The organism is Persicobacter diffluens (assembly GCF_036244895.1).
Taxonomy (GTDB): Bacteria; Bacteroidota; Bacteroidia; order Cytophagales; family Cyclobacteriaceae; genus Persicobacter; species Persicobacter diffluens.
Map to the genome: position 1 here is coordinate 1,208,872 of NZ_BQKE01000002.1, position 17,465 is coordinate 1,226,336.

Here is a 17,465-nt window from a genome sequence, read left to right on the forward strand (position 1 = left end):
CAGCATTTATTATTTAGTGCCCTTTGGCTTTTTTTAGATTAGCATTGATTATTTTTGAACATATATTACTAATATTTTGATTTAAAATTTTCACTATAGTGATAGTCAATAAATTATTGATCATTTATGTTTAGTGGTTATAATTTTATATATTTTTTAAATTTCCAACCATCTTATGAATACTAACCCATTAAAGTATTTAGCAGTATTCCTGCTAATGACGCTAAACCATCTGGTTTTAGCTCAAACGACCGTTTGGAATCCAGCGGCCAATCCGGATAATACAGATGCTACCGAAGCCTCCTGGGCAGTGGTGAATAATTGGACGAATGGTGTTCCAACTTCCACCGGGGTGGCCATATTTAATGTTCAGGACGCCATTTCCTGTACGCTAGATCAAGTCGTTACGGTGAATAAGTTTGTTTTAGGAGATGGTGGTACCGGTTCAACGGCCCGTTTGGTGATAAAAAATGGAGGAGAGCTGACTACTGGTGTGGATTGGTCCGGTACGGCCTGGACGGATGCCTACCATACCGAGCTTGTGGTAGAGGAAGGCGGCCTTATTAATTTTATGGGACATTTTTGGAATGGCTGGCAAGGGCACTCTGATGTATTCATAACAGGTGGTATAGTGAATGTGGCCGGCATGCTGGGCACCGCTTTTGAGGAGGGCACTAATGGCACAAGTGTTATTTATATCCAATCCGGTAACTTAAATTTACAGCAGTTTCATCCGGAAAAAACAATACCCGACGGTTCATTTTGGAACCTTACTGGTGGAACGGTGAGCATTCAGGGAGATCATAAGGACAATATCGAAAATTTGGCGGCTCAGGGCAGAATCCTGACCACCGGGCAGAGCGGGGAAGAGAACCGTACGTTAAGTGTAGTGTTGCAGGGAGCGGATGCAGAGGTAGTGACGGTGATTACCGCAGAAGAAAACGTAGAAGCGCCCGTACCGGCCGAGACGGTATGGAATCCGGCAGCCAATCCGGACAATGCAGGAGCTACAGCGGCCTCCTGGAGTGTAGCGGCCAACTGGACCAATGGCGTTCCTGGGGAGATTACGGTAGTAAAATTCACCAAGGCCGGGGCCATAGATTGTGAAATTGATCGTTCGGTAAAAGCCAAGCAAGTGGTGTTGGGAGACGGGGAAGAAAGCGGCTCCGCCCGCCTGATAATAAAAGATGGCGGTTTCCTTTCCACCAGTGCAGATGCGTGGTCTGGTGCTGCATGGGCAGCAGGCTTTGATACCGACTTGGTTGTGGAGCAGGGCGGAACCATTGATTTTGGCCAGCATTTTTGGAATGGCTGGCAAGGGCACTCTGATGTATTCATAACAGGCGGAATAGTGAATGTGGCCGGTATGTTGGGCACCGCTTTTGAGGAGGGCACTAATGGCACAAGTGTTATTTATATCCAATCCGGTAACTTAAATTTACAGCAGTTTCATCCGGAAAAAACAATACCTGACGGTTCATTTTGGAACCTTACTGGTGGAACGGTAAGCATCCAGGGAGATCATAAGGATAATATCGAAAATTTGGCGGCTCAGGGCAGAATCCTGACCACCGGGCAGAGCGGGGAAGAGAACCGTACGTTAAGTGTAGTGTTGCAGGGAGCGGATGCAGAGGTAGTGACGGTGATTACCGCCGAAGAAAACGTAGAAGCGCCCGTACCGGCCGAGACGGTATGGAATCCGGCGGCCAATCCGGACAATGCAGGAGCTACAGCGGCCTCCTGGAGTGTAGCGGCCAACTGGACCAATGGCGTTCCTGGGGAGATTACGGTAGTAAAATTTACCAAGGCCGGGGCCATAGATTGTGAAATTGATCGTTCGGTAAAAGCCAAGCAAGTGGTGTTGGGAGATGGGGAAGAAAGCGGCTCCGCCCGCCTGATAATAAAAGATGGCGGTTTCCTTTCCACCAGTGCAGATGCGTGGTCTGGTGCTGCATGGGCAGCAGGCTTTGATACCGACTTGGTTGTGGAGCAGGGCGGAACCATTGATTTTGGCCAGCATTTCTGGAATGGCTGGCAAGGCAACTCTACGGTGTATTTAAGAGGAGGCAGAATTAATGTAGCAAATATGTACGGGACGGCTTTTGAAGACAACACTACCGGCACCAGCACTACTTACATCACTTCAGGGGAAATGAACCTCAATGAGTTTCATGCGGAAAAATCCCTGCCTGATGGATCGGTTTGGAACATTACAAATGGTTTTGTTTACATTAAAGGAAATCATAAATCCGTTATTGAAAACCTCTATCAATCAGGAAGAATCCTGACCACTGGTGAAGACGGGCAGGCAGACTTAAGTCTGAAAGTCGAGATCATTGGTTTGGAAAATGACCCGATCACTAAAATTTCAACCACCACTGCCCCTACCGAACCGGAGATTGTAGAAACGGTTTGGAATCCAATGGCGAATCCGGATAATGAAGGAGCAACATCGGCTTCCTGGAGTGTGGCAGCCAACTGGACCGAAGGGGTGCCTACTCCAAAAGTCATCGCCAAATTTAATATTCCTGATGCCATCAACTGTTATATTGATCAGCGCGTGGGAGCAAAACAATTGATTTTGGGAGATGGTGGAGAGGAAGCACAGTCCGCTAAATTGATTGTGAAAAACGGAGGCGCATTGCAAACCTCGGAAGAGTGGTCCGGCTTAGCCTGGACGGCCAATTACGCCGCTGAACTCGTTGTTGAAGAAGGTGGGGAAATAAACTTTGGGGGGCATTTTTGGAATGGCTGGGATGGCCATGCCACTGTCTTCATTCAAGGAGGAATCATTAATGTGAATCAAATGTATGGTACCGCTTTTGATGAGTCCTCTGCCGGAACGAGTATCACCTATGTTGAAGCCGGGGAATTAAACCTGATCGATTTTCATCCGGAAAAGTCGCTTCCTGATGGTTCCGTATGGAACATTACGGCAGGGAGTATTTACATCAAAGGCGACCATCGGGCTACCCTGACCAGCCTGCAGGAATTGGGCAGAATTGTTACTACCGGTGAAAGTGGGGAGGAAGACCGGGAGCTGCTAATAGAGGTTTCCGGGGAAGGAGAACAAGCCTTGACGCGCATTCATACGAAAGAAAAGGTAGGCACTCCTGAACCTCCGTTATCCACGGTGGAGCAACGAGTGATCCTTTCTCCGAATCCAACTAGCGGTATGGTTCTGATTAATGTGAAAAATCAGCAGGAGGGCGATAACTTTGTGGTTTATAATAGCGCGGGCCATATGGTTATGCAGGGAGCTTTAACACCAATGCAAACCAATGTCAACCTACAGGACCTTCCGGCAGGCGTATATTATGTTACTGTATTCACCAGCGGACAAAGGACTAGTCATAAATTGATGAAGCGATAAATGGAACTTTCAACCACGAATTAGCTGTTTAATTGAAGTAAGGGCATTTTTTAGGCACTTTTTGGGGCTTGAAAAATGCCTTTTTTGTATTGAATGAAGAGGGTTTTGTAAATATTCAAAGAATATCTTCTGAAGAGTAAAAAACTAGCACCACGACTTTTTATGATGGCGTAATAATATTTAAATTTAATTTTTATCTTAACCGTTTTAGAAAAGGTAAAATAAATTTGCAGAGAAAATTTTTTTATATGAAGAAACTGTACCTAATCGCTCTGTTTTTTGTAACCTCCAATTGGTGTTTAGCCAAATACGGATTACGGCTTTTTGGTCAGGAATATCCTATTGATGACCGAACGATGTGTCAATTTTTCATCAATCAACCTCCTGAGTTATCGGATAATTTCACGATAGCCTTTGACTTCGCTACGATTGATGATTCCTACAATGAGTTTGGCTATATATTTCGTTCTTTTTCCAATAATGGCAAGAAGATGGACCTGATTTATCAGGTCGTTGATGGTGATTTTATTAAAGTAAGCCTACTCATTGGAAATCAGAAACAAGGGGAGATTTCCTTACGGATTGATCGAAACACCTTAAAATCCTGGACGCGCATCAAGCTTGATTTTGATCTTCAAGCTCACAAATACCTGATTGCAATAGGGGAGCATTCCAATCAGCTCCATTATCAATATTTTAGTTCCGAGGATCGCCTGAAGTTTTATTTCGGCATTAATGACCATCAGTCCATAGCGACACGTGATGCGATTAACATGAAAATCCGAAATGTCGACTTTATTATTGATGGCGACTTTGAAGCAAGATGGCCCCTGACTAATGTGGATGGCTTAAAGTGCCCCTCAGAGGGAGGGCAGTATTGGGCACAACTCCGAAACCCTAAATGGATTCGTAAAGACTTTACCTTTTGGAAGCCATTGATCACTAAAAAGTTGGAGGGCTATGCCGAGGTGGTTTTCAATACGGACCAGCATAAATTATACTTTATCGGAGGAGACCGTTTGTTGGTGATTGACCCGGAAAATATTGCCGAAGACAGTATGGTGCTCTACCAAAATCCGGTTGAACTGGAACGAGGGCATCAGAATTTTATTTATGACGGGATTCGAAAGCAATTATTGGCCTATTCGGTAGATCATATGAGGCTTTATCCTTTTGATAAGGAGCAACTTGAGTGGTCGGAAGAGTTTGATTTTAGTATGCCGGATCGTACGGATTACTTACACCACAATCGATACATCAGTCCGATAGATTCGGGTTTGTATACCATCTTTGGTTATGGGCACCATATGTTTCGTAAATCCATATCCAACTTTTTGGATCGAACCAGAGATAAAAATACGGATCCTTTTCCACGGTATTTGGCAGGTTTTGGACTGAATCAGGAAAATCAGAAAGGATATATTTTGGGGGGCTTTGGTAATGAATACGGTGAACAAAAATACAGCCCGCATTACTTCAGTCAGCTGATGGAATACGATCTCTCTAACCAGAGTTTCAAAGTATTACATACCTATGACACCAGTCAAAGTCAGGGGTATTTTACCAGTGCCAACAGCCTGGTTGTAGAGCAGGATCAGTTTTATGCTATGCTTTTTAAGAAAAATCAGTTCCAAAGTACCCTACAGCTTTTTAAAGGGAGTATAGAAAATGATAGCCTGGAAGCGTTGGCAGATGGCATCCCCTATAAGTTTCATGATATTCGTTCTTTTGCAGACTTATATTACAATAAATCTCTGGATAAGCTGTATGCGGTCACGACTTTTTGCTCGGATAAGGAAACCGTGCTAAACGTCTACAGCATCAACCTTCCCATCCATGTACCTGCGCTCCAACAGGCGAGTGGACACGGGATTTCAGCCTTTTGGAAGATGATGCTTGCCTTTGGAGGGCTACTGCTGTTAGGGATGACTTTTTGGTATATCAGGAAAAACCAATTATCCGTTAAAAAGCCTGCTGGGCTCGCTGAGGAGGAAAAGACCGAAGAAAGTGCAAAAGTGAATCTGCCGACTCCGGCGGTGCAGAAAGAACAAGTGCCGGATCATTCCTTTATCAAGATTCTGAGTGGGTTCTCGGCCTATGACCAGGAGGGCAATAGTATTTCTAAAAAGTTCTCCGGCTTACGTCAGGAATTATTTATCATCCTGGTGATGAATTCAGTGAATGGGAAAAATGGGATCTCTTCGGAGTATTTGGTCGAATATTTTTGGAGTGATAAAAATGCCAAAGATGCCAAAAACAATAAAAATGTCAATGTATCCAAACTAAAGGAATTACTTAAAATGGTTGGCGGACTCGAGGTGGTAAATAACTCGGGATACCTTAAACTTAAAGTGGATGAATCTGTCGCCTATATTGATTATGTGAAATTCTGCAATTTGATAAAGGAAGAACAACTTAGCGAACAAAATCTGGCTCAATTTAAGGGGATTGCGGAAGGACTTTCTAATATCAGATCGCTCAATACCAACGACTGGTATGACAAACTGAAAGCACAGGTAACCACCAAATTATTGGAGTATATTTCCGCACGCTTACATCAGCCGTTACCTAAGCATATGGTCATTGATATGTGTTCAGTGATCTTAAAACTGGATACAGTTAATGAAGAAGCAATGTCCGTGAAGTGCCAATTTTTGGTGGAAATGGGACGGCACAGTTCTGCCAGGGCAACTTACGACAAATTTGTAGAAGAATACAAGACCTTATTTGCTGAAGAATTTGACCTGACCTTCAAGGAGGTCCTTAAGGAAAGCTTTAGTGCCTAAGGCTTTGAGTGCATAGAGTGGTAAGGGCTGCTTCATTGGAGAAGCAGCCCTTATTTATTAGGAAAAAATCTTTTGGAAAACAGGAGAGCGGAGGGCAGATAGCCCTATTAAAATGGGGAGCCGGACATTATTTAAACCGAATTTGGTATGCTTTATCCTTGTTTAGCTACAATGCGGGAAAAAGGAAGGAGTTGTTGCTGTTTCGCTTTTTCCAGCGAAGGGGATGAATGAGCGGAAAGTAAGCTAAAGCGGGTGTTTAAAAGCACTCCATCCGGCTGCAAGTTCGAATTATTGAAAGCAATTTTGGATAATTTCTCCACAAAAGCGATGCTATTCTATCAAAACAATCGGGGATTGCTTATGCAATACTTCAAATATTCGCTGCGAATTTGAGCTTTTAAATGTGCTCTAACTTAATTGGGGCTATTAAAAATCAAAGAAAATACCGGGAATAACTTGAGGTTAAATAACATGAGGTGATCTAATCAATTTAGCGGTGAATAATTCATCTTAAAGGATTTTTAACAAGGTTTTATGCCTGACTTTTCTTCGGTTAAGCAATAATTATGTTCTGTTTAATCGCTGTTATGGTACTACAGGGAGTATATTGCACCTTTTCTGATTGCGGATGATAGCATAAAGATTATGGGGAATGAAACTTCTGCAGGAAGGTTTTCTACTATTTTTTTGCTCATGATGGCGATTTAAAAGTACGGTTAACAATTAAGTAACCCATTATTAAGGTCATTATATCGGGATTAACAGAAGGCTAAGCGTTGCGCCTATATTTGAATCAAATAATTTTTTATTTCATTCTCGACTAAACAATATGAAAGGCATTATAGCATATTTTTTTGCTGTTGGAACGTTGTTGTTCTGTGGGTGTCAAATTCAGAATACCAGTAGTAATACCGCTGGTGTGGCAGGACAAGAGCCCGTGGATTTGGTTAACCCTTATATCGGCAATATTAGCCACTTATTGGTACCTACTTTCCCGACAGTTCATTTACCTAACAGTTTTCTAAGGGTAATCCCTGAAAGAGCAGACTTTACTTCCGATCGGGTAAAGGGGCTTCCCCTGATCACTACCTCTCACCGTGGAGCCTCTGCCTTTATCCTTAATCCTTCCTATTTTAGTGGAACGGAGGCGATAGAGCAGGTAAGCCATTACAGCTATGATCAAGAGACCATCACCCCTTATAGTTATGATGTCCTCCTGGATGAAAAGCAAATTGAGGTGAACTTTACCCTTTCTCATCAATCAGGAATTTATCACCTGACATTTGAGCAGGCGCAAAAGCCTATGTTGGTTGTACATAATAAAAAAGGACAGCTAAAGATTCAGGATGGCGCGATCTCCGGTTATCAGGTAGTAGATAATGAAATTACAGAGAACACCACCAAAGTATATTTATACCTGAAAGCAGATAATGAATTACTACGAACAGGGGTAGTGGAGTCCGGTAAGATTAATGAAGAGCTGAAGGCGCTGAAATCTGAAAAAGGGAGTATTGCAATGGTATTTGATCAGTCTGATAAAAAAGTGGCGGTTCGATACGGTGTTTCCCTAATTAGTGCGGAGCAAGCCAAAAAGAACCTGATGCGTGAGCAAAGCGGAAAGTCTTTTGAGGATTTGAAATCGGCCGCTCGAAATAGTTGGAATCAGGCTCTGGGTAAAATTGAGGTGAGTGGCCCCAACCATGAGGATAAAGTTTTATTTTATACCTCCGTCTACCGGACCTATGAGCGCCCGGTTTGTATATCGGAGGATGGACAATATTTTAGTGCCTTTGACGGAAAAATTCATGATGATCAGGGGAAGCCGTTTTATACTGACGATTGGATTTGGGATACTTATCGTGCTACCCATCCGTTACGCGTGCTAACCGAAAAGGAACTGGAGACTAATATTTTACACTCCTTTATGCGGATGGCGGATCAGATGCCGAATCAATGGATGCCAACTTTCCCGGAAGTGATGGGAGATAGTCGGAGAATGAATTCTAACCACGGCGTGGCCACGGTGTTGGACGCTGCGGTGAAAGGATTAGATGGCTTCGACCTGCGCCATGCTTACGATATGTGCAAAAAGGGGATTACCGAGAAAACCCTTGCGCCATGGTCAGGGAAGCCCGCGGGGGATTTGGATGCATTCTTTTGGGAAAATGGCTATTTCCCCGCACTACGTCCGGGACAACAGGAATATAGTGATTTGGTGCACCCTTTTGAGAGCCGACAGCCCGTAGCGGTCACTTTGGGTACTGTATATGACCAGTGGTGTCTGTCAGAAATTGCGCGTATTATAGGGGAAGAAGAAGATCACCAGTATTTCTTAAATCGCTCCTATGATTATCGTAAGATTTATAATACGCAGACCGGATTTTTCCACCCAAAGGATGATCAGCATCAATTTATAGCGCCCTTTGATTATCGATTCTCCGGCGGGCAGGGACTTAGAAATTATTATGGTGAGAATAATGGTTGGGTTTACCGATGGGATGTTCCTCACAATGTAGCGGACCTGATCAGTCTGATGGGTGGCCGGGAGCAGTTTATCCAAAATTTGGAAGCTACCTTTAATGAGCCTTTGGGCAGAAGTAAATTTGATTTTTATGCGCAAATTCCGGATCATACCGGTAATGTGGGCCAGTTTTCCATGGCCAACGAGCCTTCCTTGCACATTCCGTATTTATACAATTATGCAGGACAGCCCTGGAAGACTCAAAAGCGGGTAAAAACACTGATCCGCCAATGGTTCCGAAATGACCTGATGGGGATTCCTGGTGATGAAGATGGGGGCGGAATGTCTGCCTTCATTATCTTCTCTCAATTAGGATTTTACCCTGTTACTCCTGGTATGCCGGTGTATAATATCGGTACGCCATTTTTCAATGAGGCTACCGTTCAGCTGGGCGAAGGAAAAACCTTTACGGTGAAAGCCAATAATCTGACGGAAGAAAATAAATATATTCAATCAGCCAAACTGAACGGGGAGACATGGAATAAACCATGGTTTCCGCATTCAGCCCTGGAGAATGGTGGATTGTTGGAGCTGGAAATGGGGGCACGCGCCAATTTTGAGTGGGGTGCCCGCCCGGAAGATGCGCCGCCATCTGCAGCCAAAATTATTAAAGGATAAGTAAAGATGATGCAAAAAATGTAAGCCAAATCGAGTAACTAATAATAGTGGCGCCCTTAGCGCCACAACCCTTCAACCCATTACCATAGGACTCAAAAAAATTGTTCAACCTGCTGATTTTTTAGAAAGAGGTAATGGAACCAACTTAACTAGATTATTTTTTTATTAAAAAATCCTATTTATGAGAAAATTACTATTTTTTTTCATGTTCTTCCTCAGCCTTTCGGCCCTTGCACAGCAACGGATTTCCGGAAGTGTGGTGGATACTAACGGGGAACCCTTACCCGGAGTAAATGTGTCGGTGGTAGGAGCCACCGGTGGTACGGTAACGGATGTTTCCGGGGAATTCTCTTTGGAAGTTTCCGGTACCAATGTCGAATTACAGTGCTCTTTTATAGGGATGAAGTCGATCATTGTTCCGATCAGTAAAGCGCAAACTTCTGTTTCCATTACGATGGAGGAAGACTTTGTGACCCTTGATGAGCTTGTGGTAGTTGGTTATGGTACGCAGAAAAAAGGATCCGTGACCGGTTCTATTTCAGCGATCAATAACGATGATCTGGTCAAAGTTTCAGTGCCAGATGTTAACAACTCGCTTGCAGGTCGCCTCCCCGGTGTTCGTGTGCAGCAGTTGTCCAGTGAGCCCGGTGTTTTTGACTCCAATATTGATATTCGTGGTTTAGGACAACCCTTGTATGTAATTGATGGGATTTCGCGTGATCCTGCAACTTTTGCTAGATTAAACCCCAATGAGATCGATAATATCTCCATTTTGAAGGATGCTGCGGCAGCCATCTACGGGGTACAGGCCGCTAATGGGGTGGTATTGGTGACCACCAAAAAAGGTACAGAGAAGGATTTTGAGGTGGACTATTCCTTCCGAATGGGAATCAACCGGGTGACACAGTTTCCCCGACTGGCAGATGCTTACCAGTATTCCACCATGTTCAATGAGTTGCATTATAACGACTTCTATAGCTCTGGTGAATACAAAGGAGAGCCTCGTTTCACCCCGGAGGAGATCGAAATGTATCGCACCGGAGAGTTACCAAGCACGGATTTCATGCGTCTGATTATGAAAGACCAGTCCACCCAAACCCAGCACAACATTGGGTTCTCAGGGGGTAATGAAAAAGTACAGTACTATACCTCATTTGGTTTCTTCGGAGAGAATGGCTTGTGGAAAACCAATTCGCTAAGCTCGAACAAGTATAACTTCCGTACGAACGTAAATGCTAAGCTGACCAAGGACCTGACCTTTGGGGTTAATCTGGGATATATCCAAACTACTCAGGATGGTCAGTCGGAAAGTACCTGGAAAGTATTCCGTAATACCTGGCGTATCGCGCCTACCAACCAGGCCTATGCCAATGGTAACCCGGCCTACTTGCAGCACCCTTATGAGGGAGGAAATAACCCACTAGCCTATGTAGACCCTGAGATCAGTGGTTTCCGAGATCGTAAAGAGAGCTTCTACCAATCTACCTTTAATCTGGACTATGCTGTTCCCTTTGTGAAAGGATTGAACCTGAAAGCGGTGGCTGGCTATGACACAAAAGATGGATTGGATCGCCGATTTAAAAAAGCTTATTCTCAATATGATTATGATGCGGACAATGACCAATACAATGAGGTAGCCAAACTGAATGATCCTTCGGACTTGTCGGAAGGCCGTTGGAAAGAGTTAAACACGACGCTACAGTTGATGGCCAACTACAATAAAGAAATCAACGGACACACTATTGGCGTATTGGCAGTGGCAGAGCAGCGTTTAAAGAAGCTGAGAACCAACAATGGTTATGTTCAGTTTGGTGTTGATGCAATTCCGGAATTGGGTGCGGGTATTATGGAAACCAGTACAGTAGGAAGCCATGTAGAAGAGGTGGCGCGGCAGTCCTTGATTGGTCGTGTAACTTATGACTACAAAATGAAGTACTTGTTGGAGGCCAGCTTCCGTTATGATGGTTCTTCCTTATATCCGGAAGATGGACGTTGGGGGCTTTTCCCTTCAGTGTCTATGGGTTATAACATCGCTGAGGAAAGCTTTATTAAGGATAACGTGAACTTCATCACTAAATTGAAGTTGAGAGGTTCATGGGGTAGAATGGGGGATGATGGTGGAGCCAGATTAGTAGACCACGAGATTGGTTATGTGTATCCCGATGGAGGTTATTATTTCGGAAACGGATTCAAGCCGGCTTTGGGTATCAGAAACTCCGTGAACCCTAACTTTACCTGGTATACCTCCGATACTTACAATGCAGGTATTGAAGCCAGCTTTTGGCAGGGTAAAGTAGATGTAGAGTTTGACGTTTTTGAGCGTCAGCGAGATGGACTTCCTGCCTATAGAAATGCCACCCTGCCAGGCTATGTAGGAGTAAACCTTCCGCAAGAAAACCTGAATGGTGACATTACCAGCGGTTATGAGATTGTCCTAGGGCATCGCAATAGCCTGAATAAAGACTTCAGCTATTTTGTGCGTGGGAACTTGAGTTATACCCGTACTAAGCACGCTTATGTTGAGGAAAACCCGGCAAGTAATCAAAATGGGGAATGGAGAAACACCAGATCCTATCGTTACAATGACATCATTTGGGGCTACAAGACTGATGGTCAGTTTCAGAACTATGATGAGATTTACAATCACGCCATCATGGATGGTGCCGGTAACAGAACGATTCTGCCTGGTGACTTCAAATATGTAGACATGAACGGCGATGGGGTCATTGATGGAAATGACGTTACGCCTATTGCCAATGCTGGAGGCAAGCCATTGCTGTACTTCGGTCTGAATCTGGGCGTGTCTTATAAAAACTTCGATTTTTCAGTCCTGCTACAAGGCGCCGCCAAGTACCGCGTCAAGTATGATGACCAGCTGGGACGTCCTTTCTTCTGGGGATTCGCCACGCCTATCACCGAATTCTGGGATAGATGGCACCTGAATGATATGACTGATCCGGAGAGTGGATGGAACCCTGGCCGTTATCCTGCCATGGGTGAGCGTCAGAACTACAGAAATTCTGATTTCTGGTGGAGAGATGCTTCTTACCTAAGAATTAAAAACGTGGAAATTGGCTATACTGTGCCGGAGAAATTGTTGACTAAGATCCACACCAAAGGCCTGAGATTTTATTTCACCGCCTTCAACCTACATACCTTTACCAGAGGGTTGGATTTTGTAGATCCTGAATATACTTCCAGAGCCTACAGCTACAATTACCCGATCACTATGAATATGAACTTTGGTGTTGATATTAAACTGTAATTGACATGAGAAATTTTTTAATATTATGTTTATCGTTGTCTTTTATGATGACCTCCTGCTCTGATTTTTTGGATCGAGAGCAGGCCAACAGTATGAGTCCTGATGATGTATTTAATAGTCCTGATGCTATTGAAGCTTACTTCATTTCTCTATACAAAGATTTACCGATTGAGTCTTTTAACTTTTGTCAGGGGCATTTGACCAACTTCCCCGGGCACGGAAACCGTTACCTGGCCAACTGGACACAGGAAGCCGTATGGAGTACTACTTATGGCGGGGGCGAGTTTAATAGCAACTGGAATAAGTGTTATACCAACATCCGCCGAATTACCGAGATGATAAAAATCCTGGAATCAGGTGCATTGCCAGACAAGCTGAAAGACAGCTATGATGCCCTGATGGGAGAGGCCTTGTTCCTGCGGGCGTATAACTATTTCACCTTGGCGAAAATGTTTGGTGGCGTGCCGTTGATCACGGAGTTATTAGATCCTACTACTCCTTTAGAGGAGTTGATGATGCCCCGTGATACGGAGTTGGCCGTTTGGAACCTGATTGCGGAAGACTTGGAGTTTGCAGCAGCTAACATGCCCGAAGAAAGCATATATGGCCGTGCTAACAAATACGTAGCCGCGGCTTTGCTTTCCAGATCGATGATTTTTGCGGCTTCTGTAGCACAGTACGGTCAAGTGCAATTGGATGGAATCGTTGGAGTGCCTATTAGTGAAGCGGAGCGATTCTATAAGCTGAGCATCAAGGGTGCAGAGCAAGTAATCAATAGTGGCAAGTATGGCTTAATGACCGGCCCGGATCCGGCACAAGCGTTTTACGAATTGTTTGTTTATCCTGATAATCAGGAGTCTATTTTTGTGAAAGGTTATGATTTCCCGGCGACTCGTCGTACGCACTCTCATGATTTGATGATCTTGCCTGCTCCGATTAATGCTCCTTTGAACTACGGTGGTCGTTTGTCCCCAACCCTTCAAATGGTGGAAGCCTTCGGCTATACGGATGGTAGCTCCGGAGAGTTGAAAATCTATGATGAAACCGGCGCGCCGATTGTTTATGAAAATCCGGAGGATATTTTCAATGGTAAAGATCCGCGCATGTTTGGTTCTTTCATTACCACTAACTCTATGGCTAAGGGTACTCAGATTGTAATTCAGGATGGAGTGGCCTACCGCGAGAATGGGAACTTGAAGATGTTGGTTGGACGTGACCCAAACTTGTACTTTGATGTAGAAACCAAAGACTTTGTGGAAACCAAAACAGATATCCTGGGCACAGGAAATGCCCTGGATCGCCGTAACCTGTCGGGTGTTTTTGCCAAAAAATATATGGATCCTGAGCGTCCGGCAGCCCTTTGCCTGGACTGGAGATCGCAAACCCATTGGATTGACATCCGTTATGCAGAAATTCTATTGAACCATGCCGAGGCCAACTTCCAGTTAGGTAACAATGATAAAGCCCTGAGTTCCATTAACCAGGTACGAGCGCGTGCAGGTATGCCCGCTCATGAATTTTTGAACTTCGATAAGATCAAGAATGAGTGGTTGGTAGAGTTCGTTTATGAAAACAAATACTTCTGGAACCTACGTCGTTGGAGAAGCCTGGTGCCGGATTTAAATACCTTCCAGGCGCAGCGTATCCGATATTTCTATGATATTGATAATGATGGCTATATCTACAAAGTAGAGAACAGAGACGGGATGAAAAATTATCAGGATCGCCATTATTATAATACTATTCCCGGGGATCAAATTCAGGTCAATCCGCTGTTAGTTCAAAATCCTGGCTATTAATCTGTAAATGAACATGAAAAATTTAGCAATATTTTTACTGGCAGCCTTTACCTTGTCTGCCTGTATCAAGGAAGATAACTTTCCCCAGCCAAATGCGACTTTTTATGGAAAGATCATTGATGTTGAAACCGGTGAACCCATCATTACCAGTACTCATGGAGCCGGCGTGGTGCGCTTAATTGAGATAAGTGAAAAATATCCGGACAATACCGCTCCACAGGATATCAATATCGGTGGAACGGGCTCCGGCTTATTTCGCAACACCATGATTTTCTCCGGAACCTATAAGGCCACTTTGCATAATGGACCCTTCCAATATTTGGGTGATACCATTGAAGTGCGTCTGAATGGCACTACCGAGCAAAATTTTGATGTATTACCCAATATGAGAATCAGGGTGGTTAAGGATAGTGAAACCAGCATTACCTATCAGGTGGACCGTCCTGAGGGCATTACCGGTGACTTGCAAAAAATTGCCGTTTTGTACAATACCTGGGAGACGGTGGACTTAGGTACCTCCAACCAGGTATTGGGCAATGCCGAGTTCATCAATGCGCATAGTGGAATGCTTGGTCGCGAATTCAGCTATGATTTCGGCACCAAGTTCGAAGCAGGTAATGATTACTATGTTCGAATCGCCGCCAGTATGTATGGGCAGTGGAATTATAGTCCGATCATACATTTTGCGCTATAAATATTTAGCCCCTCAATGTAGAGGGGCACTCCTATTTCACTACTTATAGTAGAAAATTTAATAATCAGAATTTTTTGATTTTATCCATATGAAGTACCTATATATTTTTATTGGTTTATTATGGCCTTTCTTTAGCCTGCAGGCTCAGGACCTGAAGCATAAAGTCGTAGACAATGACGGATACGAAGGTAAGACGATGTTTGGCTACCAAGGCTGGTTTGCATCGCCTGAAGATGAAAGTGTACGGGCCACTTGGTGGCACTGGGGTAGAAATTTCTATTCTACCGATATTGAGGATCGTACCGTGGATATGCTCCCGGACCTGCGTGAGTTTCCGAAAAATGAAAGAATGAGTACGGGATATGTTTCCAAAGAAGGCCAACCAATAGAAGTATTTTCTTCAGGAAAGAAAGCAACGGTCAAAAGACATATGAAGTGGCTGCGGGATTATGATATCGACGGCGTGTTTTTGCAGCGTTTCATTAGTGAAAACGGGGATGCGGGCGTAATGCGTTTTCGAGATGAAGTCACCAAATCCGTAAAAGAAGGCACCGCCGATTATGGCCGTGTATTTAGTGTAATGTATGATGGTGTGGCCGGAAAATCCAAAGATATCATTGCGGATTGGAAACACCTGGTAGACGACCTTAAGATTACAGAAGGTACCAACTATCTGAATCAGGATGGTAAGCCATTGGTTGCCCTATGGGGATATACTGTTCGGGAAACCGCCACCCCAGCAGAATTGGAGGAGGTGATGGATTTCTTTGAAAATGCACCCGAGGAAAGATACCGCGCTTCGGTCATGCTTGGGGTGAATGATAACTGGTTTAAGAAAACGGAATTCATGCCAAGTTTGAAAAAAGCAAAGGTGATCAGTGCCTGGACGCCTGGTAGATATCGCGACCAGTCGGGCTTTGATGCTTATGTTTGGAATCAATTACGCCCTTCTTTGAACTTCTGCCAGGAGCATGATATTCTTTACGTTCCGGTAGCTTTCCCTGGCTTTTCTTGGGTTAACCTTCAGAATGATGATCCGCAGCACCCACTGAATGCCATTCCACGCCTGGGGGGCGATTTCTTCTGGATGCAGCTTAAAGGCTATGCCGAAAAAAACGTTGGCGCCCTTTATTTGGCCATGTTTGATGAGGTGGATGAGAGTACCTGTTATTTCAAAACTTTAGAGAAGCAATCCGAGCTACCTACTGAAGGACAGTGGTTGGCATTGGATCACGATGGCTATGACCTGCCAAGTGACCATTACCTAAAGCTTGCGGGTAGAGCACGAAAAATCATCGCAGGAGAAGCACCAATTACTGATGAAATTAGCGGGCTGGAAGAGGCCATTATGACGTTGAGAATTATCGATGATGCCAAAGTGGAATTGATCTTCCCAAACTATGGGAATTCCAGTGAATTTGAAGTAAGTGTGGATGGCGGCCAAACTTTTACCTATAAAGTAAAGGCTGCTGAGAGAACTTATATGATTGAAGATTTGGGTTGTGGCACGTTCAATTTTGTAATCAAAAATGCCCAGGGAGAGCACATTCCGATGGGGGAGGTGTCTTTGGAAACTGAAGTACCCGCAAGCCCGATGCCGGCTTCTAATACGGTGAATGTGGCTCCGGACCAAACGTTCAGCTGGACGCAATGCCCTGCCGGGCCTGTGAAGTTCACCAAAGTATTTTTGGCAAAAAATAAGGATTTCAGTGATGCCAGCCTCCAAACTTTTGATGGGGATCAGGCTACGGCCACTTTCGATAATTTGGACATGTTGCAATCTTACTTCTGGAAAGTAGAGATTATCCTAGAAACCGGGCAAAAATTTTCCAGCGAGGTGTGGAGCTTTAGTACTAAAGGCAAGTTGGAAGTGGAGCCTGCAACGGCACCTCTACCTGCCATTGGCGCAGATGAGGTAAGCCTGAGGCCACTATTAGAGTGGGCTGTCGGAGATGAACGCACGGACGCCTTCCGTGTATTGATGAGTGACACGGAGGCTTTGGACGAAGGAGATATCCTTGCGACTGACCTGACCACCCCTGAATTTGAAATTACCAATACCCTGGCGCATGGGGTAACTCACTATTGGCGAGTAGACCAGCAGGTAGCGGGAGACTGGTACCCCGGACAGGTTTGGCGCTTTCTGACCACCTCCAATCCACTTCAAAGCATTCGCCAGCGAGTATTTGCCTATCCGAATCCCACCACTGGTATATTGAACATCAGTGTGGACAATCTTCAGTCCATTAGCGTGATGAATGCTGCCGGACAGCAGCAGCCCGTGAAGGTGCAGGGCTCAAAAGTGGATATGAGTGCACTGGAAAGTGGTATGTATTTTATCCGGGTGGTGGCTGGCAATGAGGTGAATACCATCAAGGTGTTGAAAACATTCTAATCCATAGCCCCAAA

Annotated in this window: 7 protein-coding genes; all 7 read left to right on the forward strand. The window is 44.4% G+C overall.

Annotated elements, in window-relative coordinates; all coding sequences use genetic code 11:
* Positions 1–175 precede the first annotated feature (175 nt).
* The 7 genes from AAA970_RS18715 (at position 176) to AAA970_RS18745 (ending at position 17,451) form a co-directional block, all read left to right on the forward strand.
* A complete protein-coding gene (locus AAA970_RS18715) occupies positions 176–3,373 on the forward strand; it encodes a T9SS type A sorting domain-containing protein (RefSeq protein ID WP_338238422.1) in 3,198 nt (1,065 codons plus the stop codon).
* A gap of 248 nt (positions 3,374–3,621) precedes the next feature.
* Positions 3,622–6,159, forward strand: coding sequence for a hypothetical protein (locus tag AAA970_RS18720; protein WP_338238423.1), 2,538 nt, complete (start codon positions 3,622–3,624; stop codon positions 6,157–6,159).
* Positions 6,160–6,988: 829 nt separating this feature from the next.
* Positions 6,989–9,298, forward strand: a complete 2,310-nt coding sequence (locus tag AAA970_RS18725; protein ID WP_338238424.1) for a GH92 family glycosyl hydrolase — start codon at positions 6,989–6,991, stop codon at positions 9,296–9,298.
* A gap of 181 nt (positions 9,299–9,479) precedes the next feature.
* On the forward strand, positions 9,480–12,563 hold the full coding sequence (locus AAA970_RS18730) for a SusC/RagA family TonB-linked outer membrane protein (RefSeq protein ID WP_338238425.1): 3,084 nt from the start codon (positions 9,480–9,482) through the stop codon (positions 12,561–12,563).
* A gap of 5 nt (positions 12,564–12,568) precedes the next feature.
* Complete coding sequence (locus tag AAA970_RS18735) at positions 12,569–14,362, forward strand: RagB/SusD family nutrient uptake outer membrane protein (RefSeq protein ID WP_338238426.1); 1,794 nt, start codon at positions 12,569–12,571, stop codon at positions 14,360–14,362.
* Between the two features lie 13 nt (positions 14,363–14,375).
* Entirely contained in the window at positions 14,376–15,056 is a 681-nt protein-coding gene (locus AAA970_RS18740; RefSeq protein ID WP_338238427.1) for a DUF3823 domain-containing protein, read from the forward strand.
* Between the two features lie 88 nt (positions 15,057–15,144).
* Entirely contained in the window at positions 15,145–17,451 is a 2,307-nt protein-coding gene (locus AAA970_RS18745) for a T9SS type A sorting domain-containing protein (RefSeq protein ID WP_338238428.1), read from the forward strand.
* Positions 17,452–17,465 lie beyond the last annotated feature (14 nt).